Origin of the sequence: Paenibacillus humicus NBRC 102415 (assembly GCF_004000905.1) — a bacterium.
Classification (GTDB): domain Bacteria; phylum Bacillota; class Bacilli; order Paenibacillales; family Paenibacillaceae; genus Paenibacillus_O; species Paenibacillus_O humicus.
Map to the genome: position 1 here is coordinate 158352 of NZ_BIMD01000005.1, position 16757 is coordinate 175108.

Below are 16757 nucleotides of genomic sequence, written 5' to 3' on the forward strand. Positions count from 1 at the left end.
GTTACTTTCCTCCTTCGCTTCCGTCCGCGTACACATGGAGCAGCGTGCTCTCCGCTTCCGGGAAAGGCGCTTCATCGGCATATTTCGTCGCCTCGTCGAGCTCCCGGCGGATCGCTGCCGTCAGCTCCTCGTCCTTTTCCACGCTCCAGGCGCCGGCATCGATCAGATACTGGCGGAAGCTGAGCACGCCGTCTTTGGCGCGGTTCTCATCCACTTCCTCCTTGGTCCGGTAAGCAAGATCGTTGTCCGAAGTGGAGTGGGGCGACAGCCGGTACATCATCGCCTCGACGAGGGTCGGCCCTTCGCCGGCAAGCGCGCGGCGATGCGCTTCCTTGACGACGCCGTAGACTGCAAGCGGATCGTTGCCGTCTACACGCAGGCCGGTGAAGCCGTAGCCGATGGCGCGGTCCGCCACCTTGCCGCCCAGCTGCTTATGGACCGGCACCGAGATGGCATACTGGTTGTTCTCGCACATGAGAATGACGGGCAGCTTGTGGACGCCCGCAAAGTTGCAGCCTTCATGGAAATCGCCCTGGTTGCTCGAGCCTTCCCCGAACGTCACAAAGCTGACTCTCTGCTCGCCTTTCATCTTGGCGGCCAGAGCGATGCCGACCGCATGGGGAACCTGGGTCGTCACGGGTGAAGAACCGGTGACGATCCGCAGCCGCTTGTGCCCGAAGTGGCCCGGCATCTGCCGGCCGCCGCTCGTCGGATCCTCGGCTTTGGCGAAAACGGACAGCATCAGCTCGCGCAGCGTCATGCCGACCGAGAGGACGAAGCCGTAATCGCGATAATAAGGAAGGAAATAATCCCGGTCCCGGTCAAGAGCCCAGGCTGCGGCTACTTGAGCGGCTTCCTGGCCGATTCCGGATACGTGGAAATTGATTTTGCCGGCACGCTGCAGCAAGAGGACTCTCTCGTCGAACATTCGGGCCGTGCGCATTTTCGCATACATTTGAACAGCATCTTCATCCGACAATCCGAGCTCGCGGTGACGGGACAAGCTGCCTACAGGTGGTTGGTTCATGGGATGAACCTCCTTCTGCTCCTAGTTTTAATACCAGGTACTAATACTTGATCATACTCATTATAACTCGGTCTCGGGCAAAAGAAAACTCCAGCCGCTCAAAAGCGGCTGGAAGCTCAGAAGGCGAACGATTTGCCGTCCACGGCCAGCATGGCTTCCCCTAACGCTTCCGATAGGGAAGGATGAGGATGGATGCTCGCTCCGACTTCCCACGGCACGGCGTCAACGAGCTGCGCGAGCGCCGCTTCGGCAATGAGCTCCGTCGCATGAGCGCCGATGATATGAACCCCTAGCAAGTCTCCTGTCGTCGAATCCGCGACGACCTTGACAAAGCCCTGCGTATCTCCCTGCACGATCGCTTTGGCGACCGCTGCGAATGGAAGGCGGGCGGTCTTGGGCTCATGCCCCAATGCTCGAGCCTGCTCCTCCGTATATCCGATCGAGGCTGTTTCCGGATGGCTGTATACGCAGCGAGGAATCCGATGCGCAGCCGGCGGAGCCGTCTTTTCGCCGAGAATATGCTCCACGGCAGCGATTCCTTCGTGAGCGGCGGCATGAGCCAGCTGCACCCCTCCGGTTACGTCTCCTATGGCGTAAATATGAGGCTCCGATGTTTGCAGGCTGCCGTTCACTTTGACCCAGCCGCCGCTGACCTGGATATCGGTATTCTCAAGGCCGATGCCCTCGACGTTGGCTACTCGGCCGACCGACACCAGAAGCTTCTCGGCTTCGAGCTTGACGGTCGCGGAGCCGATCCGCGCATCGACGGCAATTCCCGCCGAATGCCGATCCAGCGTCTCAGGCATGACGACGGCGTCGGTATGGATGACGGCGCCTCTAGACTTTAACGCTTTGGCTAAAGCTCCCGAGACGTCGGCATCTTCTCCGGGCAAAATGCGGGAGGCTGTCTCGACTAGCGTCACCTTGACGCCGAAATCAGTCAGCATCGAAGCCCATTCCACCCCGATCACGCCTCCTCCGACAATAATCATCGAGGCTGGCAGCGACTCCAGACGAAGCGCATCGTCGCTGTTCAAGACATTCCCGCCGTCCGGCTCCAGACCCGGCAATACCCGCGGACGCGAGCCCGTCGCGATGATCAGCTGTTTGGACACGACGGATTCCGTCTCCCCGTCCGCCAATTCGACGGCCAACGTGCCGCTCTTGGGCGAGAAGATGGACGGGCCGACAATACGCCCGCTGCCATGTACGATCTGGATGCCGTGTTTCTTCATCAGCTGCTGGAGTCCGCGGTACAACTGGTCCACGGCGGCTTCCTTGCGGCTCTGAACGGCTCCGAAATCTAAGCTTATGCCGCTCTTGTCCACCTTGACTCCATATGTATCCGCATGCAGGAGCGACTGGTACACCTCCGCGCTTCGAAGCAGGGCTTTGCTTGGAATGCAGCCTCGATGCAAGCATGTGCCGCCGACTCGGTCCCTCTCCACGATCGCTACGGATTTCCCTTCCTGCGCCGCTCGAATTGCAGCCGTGTATCCGCCTGGTCCCCCGCCAAGCACGGCAATATCTACTTGAATCGTCATCGTATCGTTCCCCTTCAATCAAAGTGCAATGACTCCATTGTACCTTTTTTAAAACGCGAATAACACTGCATGGACAAGCATGCGGTTTAACGGTATCATTAAAAAAGGCTTATTTTAGGCAACTTTGTCAGGAATATAGCCGAGTTTGGGCCTGATTAAGGAGAGAACACCATGAGAATGGTCATATCCAGGTTTATTGCTATTCTTATTCTTGTCATTCCCGGAATCATAGCCTGTTACGGTTTTCTGAAGATGAAAAGCTCCACGTTCGAATATTTTGCCGATCTCGGCAATGATTCCATCATTCCGCATTTCAAATGGCTGCCCTTCATCGGCGGGTTCATCATGTTTGCTCTCGGAATCGGTTTCATCGGGGGCTGGATCTTCTTCCGCGACCGCAAGCATAATTATGTCGCTCCGAGATTCAAGAAGAAGCGGCCAAGACCCAACGTTTGACCCGCAAGGCGATGGCACAAGCAATTCCTTTTCCTGACTCGTACTATACAAGTATCCAGCCAGGAAAGGAGTTGCAAGCATGTCCTGTCATCCGAATCGTCCATATTGCCCTGAAGAGACCGTTGTCGATCCTACTCAAACGGTATACCGCGATGTCTATCATCCGCAGCTCGTCAGAGTCGTCCACAACATCGATATCGTTACTCGTCATCACTGCGTGCCCGTCCGTTGCGACGTCTACCGCTACAATTGCCGCGATGAACATGTAGGCTCTGCCAACAACGAGAATCATGAACATCACGAGAATTGCGGCTGCAATCGATCCAGCATCTCCCGGGCCAAAGTCAAGAAATCCTCCAAGCCCCGTTCCAAAAAGAAATAGTTCCCACCGAAAATGACTGCACGCGGAACCGCGTCTTCATTCGTGCCGGTAAAAGAAGACCGTTGCGGCTTAATGCCCAACGGCCTTCTTTGTTTTATCAAGGTTTGATGAGCTCTGGTGCTGCTTGATGAGCTTTGAGCTTTAATCTTACCAATAAATGATGAGCTTTGGTTTTTTTAAGGGATGAAGAGCTTTGGGTTTTCAAGAGATGAAGAGCTTTTAGGTGTTGCCAAGAGTATGATGAACTTTGATTTCAAGAAAATTACGGAAACCTTTGATGCACGAGCCAAAAGATTTCATGAAAAGCCATTCCATTCTTCCCTGCGCTCGCTTGCTGAACAACTTCTTTTAAAGCTCAGCTGTCCATGCACAAGCTGCCTAGCAGCAAGGAGCGTTTATGCCATCCGGTCTCATCCTGCAGCGGATGGCTTAGCTGACCTTATGCTCGATCCGCAGCTTGTCCGCCACCATCGCGATGAACTCGGAGTTCGATTCGCGCTAATGGTCCGTAACTCAGCGTTCAATGGTCGAAAATGTCCCGCAAACACACGGTTTTAACGGCGCTTTATCGGAATCTCTGCGCGAAATTTATCGCTATGGAGGCGTCCGAAGAATATGTCGCAACAACAACGCGGAGGAGTTCCGCAATTACAGTTCAAGTCTAAACGCGATAAACCGTTGGTATTCGATTTTCAAAGAGCGGTAACAGAGTTCCTGTACGCAAAGAGAATCGAAAAACGGTCGCCTAGAACGCTTCTTACGTATGAGCAGACGCTTTCTCAGTTGGGGCGCTGGCTTGCGGATAAAGGGCATAGGAACGTTGATTCCGAAGTCATTCGTGATTACGTCCATTACCTCTCGTTCGAAAAGACACGCTGGGACGATCATCCTACGAGTCCAAACGGAGTTGTCGGGCTGTCTCCGCGTTCCGTGAACAATATTATCCGCAATCTCCGGTCGTTTTTCAATCACCACGTTAAAGAACGTACGATCGCGTACTCCCCAATGGACGCCATACGGTATCAAACGGAGGATAAGGATACCTTCGAGGTATTTACGGATGACGAAGTTAAGCGACTTTTGGACGCGCCTAACCGACGGGTATTTACGGGACTCCGGGATTATTGCATGATGCTCGTTTTAATTGATACCGCTTGCCGCGTCGGTGAACTAACGCAGCTTAGAATCTCCGATGTTGACTTAAAAACTCGGACAATTACCTTCCGCGCCGAAATAACGAAAACGAAGACCACTCGCGTAATTCCCATATCTAAGCGGACGGCGAAAGAGGTTGAAGTGCTGATTTCGTTCATGAACGTCGAGAGCTCAGACTTCCTATGGCTCTCTCAGTTTGGCGAACGCTATTTCGCGGACTCTTTCAGCAAGATGTTGAAGAAATATGGCAAGAAAGCCGGCGTAACTAATGCGCGCGTCAGCCCGCATACCTTCCGTCATTACGCCGCTGTCTCGCTGTTAAAGGGCGGCATGGATGCGTTTCAAGTTTCGCGGTTACTCGGACACAGCAGCGTAAGGGTGACGGAGATTTACGTCAAGTACACGGAATCCGACATAATTAACGCGCACGAGACGGCGAGCCCCGTTACTAGGCTCGTTGATAGCGGCAATTTCCGAAAGAGTGGTAAAACTCGGTTTCAATAGCGCATTATAATGAAAGAAGACACTCGCCATTTTCGCGGCTGGGTGTCTTTTTTCACCGCCGCCTAATCTCCGTCAACACATCGGCTATCGGCCGCCCGTATCGCGTCAACGGAGCGCCAACCTTCCGCGCCTCGTAACGGTCGCCGACCATCGGCAGCGCGTCTGCAACGAATGGCGCTTCGTATTCTCCGCTTGGCGAAAGCCATACGCCTATATATTGGAAGCGTTTGGTCGCCTCGAAAGCGTGCTGTGCGTCAGCAAACGTACGCGATAGGTACGGCATCAAGCGCGAGTAGACGCCCTCGTTCGTATTTTTGAAGATGTGCCAGTTTGCGGACGCCGCCATCATCATATCGACAAAGCCCGGATACTTACGGAATTGCGCAAAGTGGTGGAAGATGATAATCGGAGCCAGCCGGTATTTCGGTCCCTCCGATAACATGCGCTCCATAAAATGCACGAGGCCGGCGCTAAGAAACTGATGCGGCTCGTTCAATACGAGATACGTTCCGGCACCGCGGCCGCCCAGCGCCACCTTCGCGAGAAACACGTTAAGAGTCAGCCAATACGCGATTATCTCGACGGCTCGCTCCGATATCTGGCGGGCCGGCACGCGGAACAGGACGACTTTGCCTTCGCTGATCCACCGGAATAAATCAATGCGCGGGTCCGGCGCCTGACAGAAAAGCGGCCGCAGGAACTCGCTCCCCATAATCTGACCGATACGCCGCGCAACGGGAGCGTATTTTTGAGCGCGCATGTTCTCGGACATCTTCGTATAGTCGCGCCAGATGTCGACGTCAAACAACGCTTCATTCTGCGTGATCATGCGGCCCCGATACGCATCATCCGTAAACATGCGTTTGATGCCGCCAATATCGCCGCGGGTTATCTTTGCGGCCTCGCGCAAGTAGTCCGCCGTCTGCAGGTGCTCCGCGTCACCATCCGATAACAAGAACGACGTGATTTCCTCCGCGATCCTGTCGGCGGCGATCCGCTTATCCGTGAGATTTCGCATGATTGAATCCAATCCGAGATAGACCGGATGTTCCGTATCGCCGAGATCGATATCGATAACGTCGGCCGGCGCCAGGTGATCGCGCACAGCGTCGCTCATGCCACGGTGACCATTGCGCTCGTCGATGACATCGATAATGACCGCGCCTATTCCGTGCTTGCGCTTCGCCTCGACTATAAGGTTGATCGCGTGCTGATCCTTGCCCATGCGCGGCGAACCGTTGATGATGCGCGGCGTGAACAGGAAATCGGCGTCCTTGGTCGGTATGTGTACGTTATGAGTAGCGCCGCGGTCCGTCGTCGTGCCGGCGAGAATCCCGCTATCATCGAGAAAGACGCGCGGCAGTTCCGTCTCAACGCGCCTGTTCGAACGCATGAGATCCGCAAACTCCGCCTGTATATCGGCCGTTGGTAACTGCGTTAATTTGCCGAGCTCATCTACGCTCATCATCTGCGCGGCAAGTTCCGATATGCGCCAACTCCGCAGCTCGTTCAGCGCCTGTTTGCCGCGGATATTAACGCGCACCGATTCCAGCCGATTATCGCCCGCCAACTCACCGTATGCGTTCGCGACTGACCGCGCCAGCATTCCGCGTCTTACATCGTCCGCAGACGTTACCGCGTATCGTATTGACGTTTTAAATACCGGCAGATTGCGCTTGTTCTTCGTCAAGGCGCTCAGGTCGCCGTTAACGAGCAGCTCCGCGCGATCGGCGTTAGGAAGCGTTGGTCGGGCGGGCTTCGTCTTAACCGCGCTACTTCCGGCGTAGAACGTCCGCTCAATCCCTGCGAGTAGATCGTCGGCCAGCGTCTTCACCTCGAACGCGACGTGTACGGCAGCCGACGCGACTGTACGTAACATGCGCAGAGGATCGAAGCCAGCGCGATAGGGGACGCCGCCTTTATCCCACGTTTGCCATGCGTAGTCTGCGAGTTTCTTCCATTTACCGCGGCCGACCGTCTCTTGGCGGATAAATAGCGCTACAGACTCGCCCGGCGCCAACTCCCGCGTTACCCCGACTAGATCGCGGACCGGCGTCGCCTGTTCGTTATAACGAAAGTCGAGCGAGAACATATCGTGGCGCCGATACTTGAGCGCGTAGAGTTCCGTATCATCATCCGGAGGCATCTCGAAGTCCGGCGCCAGTTCCAGCGTCGACTTGCGCCACTGTTCGTGGTTGCGAAATTTCGTCCGGAACGCGTCGGCAAACTCGGCGGGCATCGCGACATAATATTCGATCGAGTCCGCGGCAAGTTTCGTTATCCACCAAAAGTCCGGAGCCGGTCGCAGTACAACGTGGAGGCCGCGTCGTTCTGGCGCGTGTCGTACGGAAAAGAGTTCGTATAGGCTGCGCTGAAAATTACGCGATGCCGAGTTGAGGACGGTATGATGCGGAATGATTCGGAAGATGATGCGCTGCGGTTGGACGCGTTCGACAAGCGGCATGACTACGACCTCCTTACGTTGTGACTCGCCATATAATACCGCCCCAAAACGCGATAAAGAGGCGCCCCATCCATTTGCCGCGATCCCCGATAATAGGCGATATCATCATGCCGCCAGCGCAGAATACGATTGCCAGCGTAATGATTTCGGCCGAGTTAATGTTGAGCACCGCGATTAAGTCGTGCAGGAACGCGCTTAACGTTGACCGGACCGGTCCTGCGATAATGTCGCGCTCCTTGCCTACGAACCAATCCGCGAATCCGCGCACGTGGTCCATAATTCCGGATGGTTCCGCGGCGAGCTGCGCGACTGGCGTCGGATCGATAAGCGCGCCAGAGTCCGAGACGATTTGAACGTGAACATGCGGACCGGTCGAGTGGCCGGTATTTCCGCTAAGCGCTACGATGTCGCCGGCCGAAACGTGGTCGCCAGGCTGCGCCGTTACACGCGATAGATGACCGTATATGATTTCCGTGCCGTCTTCCGTTTCCATGCGGACACTCTTGCCGAATCCGAGCGTGTCAGAATCGTTTACTCTCGTTACTGTTGCGTCAGAAATGGCGTGCAGAGGCGTGCCGATCGGAACAGCGATATCTACGCCTTTATGCGGAATCTTATGGACCGAGTCAATGTCGCCGAAGCCCGCCGAGATCGGGTATCCGTTTATTCGCGTAATCATAGCGTCTTCAGCCAGTTACGGATATCGACCGCATGGCGGATGATAAGGTAGCCGGCGCCTCCTCCCATTATCAGCTCCATCGCCTTCGTCCGATTACCGAACATCCACGTTACGCCGCTAAATACGATGATGCCGACGCAGAGCCAATCCGCGATATTGAGAACGGTCGAAAATATCTCCAGCCACGTATCCCCACCGTCAGCCCCCGCCGCAAATACAGCTTTCGGAATCAGAAACATGTGAACGCCGGCCGCCGTCTTAGCAACGATTCCTAACGAACTTGGCGCGCATGATTTCGCCTTGATTTCGCCATGCATAAACGCGTTCCAATCGAGTGCTTCGCTACCCATTACCTCCACGCTCCCTCACGAATATTAACGCAGTCAGACGGCAATAATACAGCTATAAACCGGTGAAGGAGAGTGGCGGCGGATGCATTTCGTAATTGGCGTGATTGTTGGCGCGGTTATTGGATTTATCGTTAACTGTTCGCTGTAGAAGCGCGCTGCCACTCTCATACGATATCGGGCCGGATTACTTCCGGTCCTTTTTCGCGTTATCGGCGGACATTGCCGCGAACAGGAGCGCCTTAACGTAGCCGCTGAAATTGCCTGCGCTTTTGGCCGCCACCCATTCGTATAGTTCGCGTTGGTGTGCGTTAGCGAGATTAAACGAAACCGGCTTATTGACGAAGCTCATCGGCTACCGCCGCCGTTACCGATGAATGACGTCGGCCGCGATGGTGTATCGTCGTCATCCGTTTCGTCTGCGTTAGAGTTCGTTATTATTGGCGTAGGAGTTTCGGTCCTCGGCTTGCGGGGCTTGCGCGCTACTTTCGTTTCTCCTCCGCCTACACGCCGCCTCATTTCCGCGATTAAATCCTCCAGCGTTGCCAGCGTCTCCTCCATTTCCGCGTTGACATCCGTTTTACCGGCGAACTCTTTCGCGTAACTAACGATAAAGCCGCCCAGCGTTTCGACCGATACTTCGCGCGCCATCTTCTTAACAAGCGTCCTATCCATGCACTCATCTCCTCTGCGTGTCGTGTTGCGTATGTTACATGTTATGCGGGGCGCTTGCCCATGTTGACGACAAATTAACGCAGAGTTTGCGAAGATCTAGCGTATGTCCAATTCAGCACTAAACGCAAAAAAGGAGCGACCCAGGCGGCGTTAACCGTCCAGATCGCTCCAAGCGCTACGCCCGTAGGGGCTACGCTACCCCCAGCGTATGCCGGCGGGCTTGTATATGATGCGTGTCCTATCCGAATAATCTCAGCGTATATAGTAGCGCTGTTAGGACGGGTATGGCCGCAATGTTTCCGACCATGATCGCGACCCCCATCGTATCGCGTCCGTACTTCTTTTTAACGTGATATCCGACAATGACGCCAGCCGCCGCGAAAAGTATGCCGATAACCAGCGGAGTTAAAAAGACGCCGACCACCGTAGCCCACCCGTATATAACGAAGTCCTTTTCGCGACGCTGGCGTTTCCTAATCTCCGCGTTATCGATCATCTCGCACGCTCCTCGACGTAATTACCGTAATCTTACCAGTTTTGGGCGGAAACGAAAATAGCGCCCACCGTCGTACCTCAACGTATTTATATCGTTAAGATACGCAGATGGGCGCGTTATGATTCGTTATTTATTCTGCGGCTGCTGTCCGGATGCCACTCGTAGTACATCCGCAAGCCTGCCGACTTCTTTACGCTCGGCTGGCGTCTTGGCGGCGCCGTACGCCGTTTTAAGATACGCAATTACCGCGTCTGCATCTTCACGTTTCATTTCCACAACTCCTTCGTTAATTTTCGCGTAGGCTACCGCAATCTGTGCCGCCGTCGGCCGTTGACCACCGCGATAGGCAGCCGTAGAAATTCCGAATGTCATTTCGAAATGCGGCAGATCCGTAAACGTCCGCCAGTCTCCGCCCCACGTAAAGCCGAGTCGCTTAGCTTCCGTCACAACTTCGTTCCAGTCCGCCACGCCATCGCGGTCATCGTCGCGCTTCGTGTCCCAAGAACACTTATTACCATCCGGAAGTAGCAGCGCGAAATCTATCGCGACACCGAAGTTATGGTTCGAGTAGCCTCCGCGAGCATTCGTTACGATTGCGCCGGGCTTCGTTCGGCCCTGCGCATAGAGAGCGTCCTGTTCCGCATAAGTTCGCAGACCTTGCGTAATGACGATCGGCACGCCGCGGTTATAGCAGCGCTCGATTAGCGCGGAGGCAGCGGCTGCCACAACGGGAAGGAGGCCGATCAGCTTCGCGGCGGACTTGGCTCGTACATTATCGAGTGTCAACGTCATCCTTAACGCCACCTTTCGATTTAAGTACGGCGATTTTATCGCGGATTATGTCCGGAATCGGTACGCCGGCCCGACCGAAATTTTCGAGCACGGATACCGCCTCGTTCGCGATATAGAACCATACCGCCGCGACCATGATTACGTTTGTCCCCGCGAGTACGTCCATCCGATGCGCGAGTAAAATTACGAGAAACGTCAGCCCCTTTTTCGCGAGACCGAGCGCACCGACTGCGGAAGATAGGCCGGAGCCCTCGCGTACAGATGCGGTTAGCCCCGTTACGATATCGAGCGCGATTAGCAGCGCCAAGAATGCGAGCTCTTGCGACCAGCTTCCGAAGGCATACGAAATAAGGCCGGCGGCTGCGCCTACGACCGTGTTAATTGCGGTTTGACCGTTCATTAGTTGCCATCCTCCAAATCATCGGTTGCGTGCGCGAACTCATCGGTTGTTTTCGCCCATTCGTAGAATTGACGGTGGTAATTAGCGGAGCCGGGCGCTACCGACGGTACGAAGCGAAAAGTCCGAACCTGGAACGGCGGCTTACCTTCTGTTCGGTTCTCTTTATTCGCGTAATACAGTACTTTGACTTCGAGCTCCTGTGCTGTGCCATTAATAGATGCCGCTCGTACATACGCATTTTCAACCTGAATACCACTATTTAGTTTTACTGATAAAATCAACGCCATTTTGGACACCTCCTGTTTAATCTGCGACCCCATCCGTTGGACTCGTTGGCGGGACGTCCGCCTTACGGAATTTTGAACCATCATCGTTGATCCAGCGATACCAACGGCCCATTTTTAGCGGCTTCTGCCATGAGCCCTGTATAGATAGCGCTCCATCCCTCATCGAGATATTGCCGGTAGCACGGTCGATAATGATTGTCTGTCCGAGCAAGTTTCCCGTGTCATCGCGTCGGTAAATTACAAACGAAGAACCCGTATTCCCTCCGAGTTCTGGATCGCCTTCCGCACGGATTACCCAGCGGTCAATCCCGTCTGTTTGAATACGTATGCCTCGCACCGTGCCTGCCGGACCCGTTGCGTAAAGGTGGTCGGAAGTATACGTAAATAAAGACCGCCATCTGTAGTCATCAGCGGCGGCCCTGTAGCAAATATAAGGTTCGGATTTGCTGCGCGACGAATTTAGTACGGTGAAAACCTTTCCTTCGTGGTATGATTTCGCTGTTGGCAGACTGTCAACAATTGCGTGTGAAGAGATTACGCTATTGGAATACATTTTCGCCGGGGCTGTCGGAAGATTACTTTCTGGAACGAGCGACATTGCTGCCTGATCGATCCATAACCATTGATTCCGGTAATATTCAACGTCCTCGTAACGATACAGGCTATACTCCGCAGACATCATTTCCATACGGTTTGTCCCATAGCTGTAGTCATTAAGCGATGTATGCAAAACCTTAATTGTAAAGTTTTGATAAGACATACGATAACGAACAAACAATTTAATATTCGCGCTACCGTCGCCTTTGTCATCCACATAAAGTCGCAGCAAATCGTAAAGCGCCCCGTTCGCGATTCCAAACGCTGCGGCCACATCATCACCAGCAGTAAGAGGCAAGACGTCAAGCCCGAATCTATTCGGGTATTCATGCCCACCATCCGCGTATAAATTAGCGCGTAATGTGACAATTGCGCTTAAAAGTTCAGAGTCCGTTGAAGTGCTATATAGCAAAAATGTTGTAATCAGTTTTTTCACAGCGGGTGGCCGGACCGTAAAAACCGGATTGGTGTTTAGGAAAACGTCAGAGTACAGATTCCGGTCTATGAGTTTAACCCATTCGTTCGGAGTTGTTCTTCCGCTATTTTGTGGTGTTTTTATCTTATAGTCTTCGTATCGATAGTGCGCGCCGCGTTCCTCGCCGTGATTGCCGCGGTTATAGGGTTCGAGCAAATTAAATGACTCCTCTCGTCGTGTAATCCAAAATGAGCTTTTCCGCGGAGGTCAGCGCCGGATCATTCACATCGAAGTAATTAAACGGCGCGTTCGTATGCCAGATTGCGAATCCAATCATATACGGTAACGGCATCAACGTGTCGAAGAACGCTTGAAATAAGAGTGCTTGCGCGTTGTAATCCGTTGTTCCGAGTCCGGTAGCTATGGGCTTAATAAGGCCGCCGGTTAGCGGAAAGCAGCCAAACTCCGTTATCATCTGCGGCTTATCGTTGAACAGCGTCCTGATTTCTTGAAACCTCGCCATCCAACGGTTATCGCCATTATCGCGGTAGAGGCTCCGTTCCACGTCTTGAACCGTTATACTTGGCTTACCGTCGGGGCGGATGTAATAGTAATCCCAATACGCTCCAAGGTAGACGTTGTGTCCAATAGCATCGACGAGATGAAGTAAGCATTTATCGTCTGGATTTGCGCGCACCTTTGAAATTGTGGGTAGTAATTCGGCGAGCATGTATGCGACCGTCAATTTAAGATTGGGGTAAGCATACCGAATTGTACTCACGAGGCTCTGCCATTTCGCAAAATAAAACGAGTCAGTCGTCTGCGCTTGCTGCTCGCAGGAGATACACAACCATGGGATGCCGTTCCGGTCCGCAAGTTTAGCGAAGTGAAGCAACTCGGCCGTCCAGTTAGCAAAATGAGCGTCAATGTCCGTAGGTGCGATGAGTCGTCGCGCAAATCCATCAGACCAGTTTGTAACGATATGCGGCTTTAGCATATCGATCCGCGCTCCTTTGGATTTGGCTGCGTCAATAACCGCCTGCAGCTTCGCTTCTGGAATCCGGTCGAAGGTGTTACTCGTGGGGCCAGTTGTCATGTTTGCATAAGGACACAACGTAACGCCGATTCCTTGCGCTGCCACTCTCGCAAAAACTTTGTTAAGATGCGGTAGGTTTTCGTAATATTCCGAATGTGTCGTTGCCGCCGTGATTGATACAGACGCGGATCTGACCTTCAGATTAGTCGCGCCATATAGCCCTCCGACCTTTTCGTCGATGACCTCGAAGTTTTTTGTAAACTGCATCCGGTTAAGGCCTTCGGTATCCGAATCCCACTTTTTTAAGCCTATATTTGGCGTAAAAGGCATTTGGTTGCAGCCCTCCAATCAAATTAAAAATGCTGTTTGAAACTCGCCCCAATTGGCGAACTTATGAACACCGTCCCACGTCAGTCCAGTGTCCTGAACTTCTTTCCAGGGAAGGTACGTATACACGAACTCATGCGCGATATGGGCCGGAAGTACCTCGTAAACCGCCGCTCTCATCTCCGCGATATTTTCCGGTTCTCCGCGTTTTGTAATAATTGTTGTTTCTACGCGCCCTGCCTTGAAATCTTCCGCCACGTTTGAGCCGTAGAACTCGTTAACTAACGCCGTAAACCGCCCAAGCGTCGTCACCCCTGGCGCCTTCATCCGCGCGATAACCGCTGCTTTCCGCTGCACCAACGTCGCCCCGACCATCGGAGTAATCCCGTAGTCGCGCTCCCACCGCTCAATGCCCGCCTCGCTCGCAGTATCCGGATACATGTCGTCAAGTGTCCGCTGTACCAACGCATGGAGGCGCGTCGACTCGTTAGCCGTGCGCGCCATCATTTCGAGAACAACACGGAAATCTTCGTAGAACTTTGGCAGATACTCGCTAACATCGCGAGAGATATCACGGTCATACCGGTATGCCTCAACGGTTGCTTTGGCGCTAATAGCGGCGGTCAGCGTCTTGTATTGCTTGACGTCGCGGACGGTGGCTGCGGATTTTGATGCGGTAGAGGCGCTCGTATAACGCAGGAGCACTGTGTTTGCCCCCGTTACCGCCCTACTTGCCGCGCCGCCCTTCGCGCTTAATATCCGAATGACCGCGCCAGTAACCGCCGCTGTCGAAGCGATCGCGCTGCCCGTCCGCGCCACTAGCGTTACCTTACCGGATAGGATCGCCGCCGACGTTACAATCGCGCCGATATTTACGACTGCCATGCGCGATCCTCCTTAGTCAAGCGTGATATAGACGTCGCCCGCCGCAATCTTAATTTGGTCGCCGGCCGATACGGATTTAGACGTCGTAAGCGCGGCCGAAAACAGGAGATTGCCCGCGGTTAGCGCGTCGTAAATACCGATATGCGTAACCGTTCCCCATGCCGCCGTCGCAACCGGAAACAGAGCGTCGGTAGCCGTACTCGATTTTGATGCCGTAGAAGTCGCGAACGTAATCGCCTGGCGTGCGTAAGCACCTCCGGTTACTTCCGTTCCTGTGCCGGCATCCGTCGGGTCACTCGTAAAGAGCGCGACATAAAGCGTTGTTGGCGCTGCATACGCGGTTCCCTTTAAAACGTAATTGAGCAGCTTATTTTCGAGATACGTACTCATTCCCGCCATCTATTCGTCCCCATTTCGTTAATTTGTCGTTACAATCGCGCCCGTAACCGCGACCTGGTCTTCCGCGAGTTGGAAGTTGCCGGTGCCGCCATTTACCGTCAAGTTTTCGTAGTCCAACACGTCCGCCGCGTTAAGGATGCACTCCGCTATCTTCGCGTACCGAACGACGAGGTCATTAAACGCGAGATCAGCGAGGTACTTCGTCACATTGGCGCGAATCTGTTCGACCGCATCTGCCAGCACGCCGCCTTCCTTGAGCGTCAACTTAACGGATATGTTCGCCAAAATTTCAGTCACGCCAACCACCGTCACGTTAGCGAGAATCGGCCGCATCTCCTGAATGTGCGCGTTGGCTGCGTCAATGACCGACTGGCCGGGCGCCCGCTTATCTTCGGCAAGCAGCGCCACCTTGACCGTATTCGGCCCGTTCCAAAGCGGAAAGACGCGCGCATCATAGACGCCGGCGACCTCCTTTGCCCACTCGCGATAATGAGCGCTATTGCCGCTGGTTGCCGGAGTTCTTACGTCATCAAAGTATCTTGCGCGCAAACTATCGTCCGACTCCGCATCCGAGCCGCTAGTAAACGCAGCCGTATTCGTGACCGTAAGCACGCCCGCCAAGTTGCCGACTACGAGATTGACTGCACCTGCCGCAACGTTACCGGACGCTCCTGCTATGGCCGCCCTAACCGCGACCGACTGGCCGACGACTGCCGCCGCCTGCGTCGTAAACGCGATCGGAATATCGCCGCTTGTCGTGACGGTCGTTCCCGCCGGAATCGCTGTGCCGACCGCCCCCGCAAAGGTAACGTAGCCCTCCGCTGCTACGGCGGCCTTGCGCGTAATCCCCCGCTCGGCAGCGCGACGGTCAAGGTATTCGCCGCTCGCCGTTTCCGCGTATCCGAGTTCAAGCGCGGTCGTCAACGCGATATAAGCCTGCGCGAGTTCAAGCGCAGACGGAGCAAGCAAATCGTACGCGACCGAGCCCTGCCGCTTGTCGATATCCGGTGCAATCGCGGTAAGCATGCGCTGAAGAATCGCGGCCGTTGTTTGATCGTCAAACATCGCTATAACGTCACCTCCACCGGAATTGAGTCGTTGTCGACGTCAACAAAAAAAGAGACGTACAATGCGTCCGCCTCTTTCGAGATTGAAAACGTATGAACACCGCTTATCCGGTCGTCGTATATAAGTGCTTCGGTTATGGCGCGCGGAACCTCCGTTTGCAAAACGGACAACGGCGCGCCCTGACCGATTAAATCGTCTAGCTCCGAGCCGTAATCAAAATCGTAGATCGGGAACCGGTAGCGCGCGGTCGCAATCGCTTTTATTACCGCCTGCTGGATCGCTTCTCGCCCGTCTACCATGCCGCCAATATTACCGCCTGCGAAATCGAGCGCGTACGTCTTTAGCGGTAATGGCTCCGTAATCGATGTGTCGGCCGCGCTCGCTTCCGTCAAATCATCGTCCATGCTCAGCGGACTAAGCGCCATCGGCCGCACCTCCTACGCGATCAAGGATAATGTAGCGTTGGCCGGCGTTGTATGACGCGACGATGACACGAGAACCGATAGTAAGGGCGGATTCGAACGCGATCGAAACGGTATACGGGAGTCCGTTGCCGGTTATCATTGCTGTTCGCGTATGAGCGGTAAGATGTTCCGCAATATCGAAGTCCTCCGCATCGAGCTCGAACGTTTCGTTATCGAGTTTAACGCCGCCAGACGTCACCGTTCCGAATTCGAAGTCTACGTCTTTGTTGTAGCCTAGCGCCTTAATTACATGAGCAAGCTTCGCCATACCTGACCCTTCCGGTAGTTCAATCGTACTCATTTAATGCCGTTCACCGCCTTTACTTCGGCCAGCAGCCAATCCTCAGCGCCGCCTTTT

22 protein-coding genes are annotated in these 16757 nt (G+C 54.3%); 4 read left to right on the top strand and 18 right to left on the bottom strand.

The window, feature by feature from the left end:
* Position 1: 1 nt before the first annotated feature.
* Positions 2-1027: a thiamine pyrophosphate-dependent dehydrogenase E1 component subunit alpha gene (locus PHU01S_RS05740; protein WP_049867196.1), complete on the bottom strand. Its 1026-nt coding sequence runs from the start codon at positions 1025-1027 to the stop codon at positions 2-4.
* A 116-nt stretch (positions 1028-1143) separates the two neighbouring features.
* Positions 1144-2571, bottom strand: a complete 1428-nt coding sequence (gene lpdA, locus PHU01S_RS05745) for a dihydrolipoyl dehydrogenase (protein ID WP_127506598.1) — start codon at positions 2569-2571, stop codon at positions 1144-1146.
* 177 nt (positions 2572-2748) lie between these two features.
* Between lpdA and PHU01S_RS05750 the strand changes: the two genes are divergently transcribed.
* The 4 genes from PHU01S_RS05750 to PHU01S_RS05765 all read left to right on the top strand — a co-directional run bounded on the left by PHU01S_RS05750 (position 2749) and on the right by PHU01S_RS05765 (position 5068).
* Entirely contained in the window at positions 2749-3027 is a 279-nt protein-coding gene (locus PHU01S_RS05750) for a DUF2627 domain-containing protein (RefSeq protein ID WP_307721781.1), read from the top strand.
* A gap of 79 nt (positions 3028-3106) precedes the next feature.
* Positions 3107-3409: a hypothetical protein gene (locus PHU01S_RS26110; RefSeq protein WP_021880399.1), complete on the top strand. Its 303-nt coding sequence runs from the start codon at positions 3107-3109 to the stop codon at positions 3407-3409.
* Between the two features lie 183 nt (positions 3410-3592).
* Positions 3593-3967 carry a hypothetical protein gene (locus PHU01S_RS26220; RefSeq protein ID WP_127506600.1) on the top strand — a complete coding sequence of 125 codons (375 nt, stop codon included), beginning with the start codon at positions 3593-3595 and terminating at the stop codon, positions 3965-3967.
* A gap of 57 nt (positions 3968-4024) precedes the next feature.
* A complete protein-coding gene (locus PHU01S_RS05765; RefSeq protein WP_127506602.1) occupies positions 4025-5068 on the top strand; it encodes a tyrosine-type recombinase/integrase in 1044 nt (347 codons plus the stop codon).
* Between the two features lie 52 nt (positions 5069-5120).
* On the opposite strand, the gene PHU01S_RS05770 is transcribed toward PHU01S_RS05765, so the two are convergent.
* The 16 genes from PHU01S_RS05770 to PHU01S_RS05840 form a co-directional block, all read right to left on the bottom strand.
* Entirely contained in the window at positions 5121-7532 is a 2412-nt protein-coding gene (locus PHU01S_RS05770) for a hypothetical protein (protein ID WP_127506604.1), read from the bottom strand.
* Between the two features lie 13 nt (positions 7533-7545).
* Positions 7546-8211: a M23 family metallopeptidase gene (locus tag PHU01S_RS05775; RefSeq protein WP_127506606.1), complete on the bottom strand. Its 666-nt coding sequence runs from the start codon at positions 8209-8211 to the stop codon at positions 7546-7548.
* Complete coding sequence (locus PHU01S_RS05780) at positions 8208-8561, bottom strand: glycosyltransferase (RefSeq protein WP_127506608.1); 354 nt, start codon at positions 8559-8561, stop codon at positions 8208-8210. The genes PHU01S_RS05775 and PHU01S_RS05780 overlap by 4 nt, the downstream gene beginning before the upstream one ends.
* A gap of 184 nt (positions 8562-8745) precedes the next feature.
* The gene (locus PHU01S_RS25635; protein WP_164762991.1) at positions 8746-8910 is read right to left on the bottom strand and encodes a hypothetical protein; all 165 of its coding nucleotides are present in this window, start codon (positions 8908-8910) and stop codon (positions 8746-8748) included.
* Positions 8907-9233, bottom strand: coding sequence for a hypothetical protein (locus tag PHU01S_RS05785; RefSeq protein ID WP_127506610.1), 327 nt, complete (start codon positions 9231-9233; stop codon positions 8907-8909). Before PHU01S_RS05785 ends, PHU01S_RS25635 begins: the two co-directional genes overlap by 4 nt.
* 238 nt (positions 9234-9471) lie before the next feature.
* The gene (locus PHU01S_RS05790) at positions 9472-9729 is read right to left on the bottom strand and encodes a hypothetical protein (RefSeq protein ID WP_021877149.1); all 258 of its coding nucleotides are present in this window, start codon (positions 9727-9729) and stop codon (positions 9472-9474) included.
* 126 nt (positions 9730-9855) lie between these two features.
* The gene (locus tag PHU01S_RS05795; protein ID WP_127506612.1) at positions 9856-10521 is read right to left on the bottom strand and encodes a M15 family metallopeptidase; all 666 of its coding nucleotides are present in this window, start codon (positions 10519-10521) and stop codon (positions 9856-9858) included.
* A complete protein-coding gene (locus tag PHU01S_RS05800) occupies positions 10502-10921 on the bottom strand; it encodes a phage holin family protein (RefSeq protein ID WP_048743801.1) in 420 nt (139 codons plus the stop codon). Before PHU01S_RS05800 ends, PHU01S_RS05795 begins: the two co-directional genes overlap by 20 nt.
* Positions 10921-11208 carry a hypothetical protein gene (locus PHU01S_RS05805; protein WP_127506614.1) on the bottom strand — a complete coding sequence of 96 codons (288 nt, stop codon included), beginning with the start codon at positions 11206-11208 and terminating at the stop codon, positions 10921-10923. The genes PHU01S_RS05800 and PHU01S_RS05805 overlap by 1 nt, the downstream gene beginning before the upstream one ends.
* A gap of 16 nt (positions 11209-11224) precedes the next feature.
* Complete coding sequence (locus PHU01S_RS05810) at positions 11225-12436, bottom strand: hypothetical protein (RefSeq protein WP_127506616.1); 1212 nt, start codon at positions 12434-12436, stop codon at positions 11225-11227.
* 1 nt (position 12437) lies between these two features.
* The gene (locus PHU01S_RS05815; protein WP_127506618.1) at positions 12438-13586 is read right to left on the bottom strand and encodes a glycoside hydrolase family 113; all 1149 of its coding nucleotides are present in this window, start codon (positions 13584-13586) and stop codon (positions 12438-12440) included.
* 18 nt (positions 13587-13604) lie between these two features.
* Positions 13605-14468, bottom strand: a complete 864-nt coding sequence (locus PHU01S_RS05820; RefSeq protein WP_127506620.1) for a putative phage tail protein — start codon at positions 14466-14468, stop codon at positions 13605-13607.
* Positions 14469-14480: 12 nt separating this feature from the next.
* The gene (locus PHU01S_RS05825) at positions 14481-14867 is read right to left on the bottom strand and encodes a phage tail fiber protein (protein ID WP_127506622.1); all 387 of its coding nucleotides are present in this window, start codon (positions 14865-14867) and stop codon (positions 14481-14483) included.
* Positions 14868-14885: 18 nt separating this feature from the next.
* On the bottom strand, positions 14886-15932 hold the full coding sequence (locus tag PHU01S_RS05830) for a baseplate J/gp47 family protein (RefSeq protein ID WP_127506625.1): 1047 nt from the start codon (positions 15930-15932) through the stop codon (positions 14886-14888).
* Positions 15933-15934: 2 nt separating this feature from the next.
* The gene (locus PHU01S_RS05835) at positions 15935-16360 is read right to left on the bottom strand and encodes a DUF2634 domain-containing protein (RefSeq protein WP_127506627.1); all 426 of its coding nucleotides are present in this window, start codon (positions 16358-16360) and stop codon (positions 15935-15937) included.
* Positions 16350-16700 (bottom strand): DUF2577 family protein, encoded by a 351-nt coding sequence (locus tag PHU01S_RS05840; RefSeq protein WP_127506629.1) that lies wholly within the window; start codon positions 16698-16700, stop codon positions 16350-16352. The genes PHU01S_RS05835 and PHU01S_RS05840 overlap by 11 nt, the downstream gene beginning before the upstream one ends.
* Between the last annotated feature and the right edge of the window lie 57 nt (positions 16701-16757).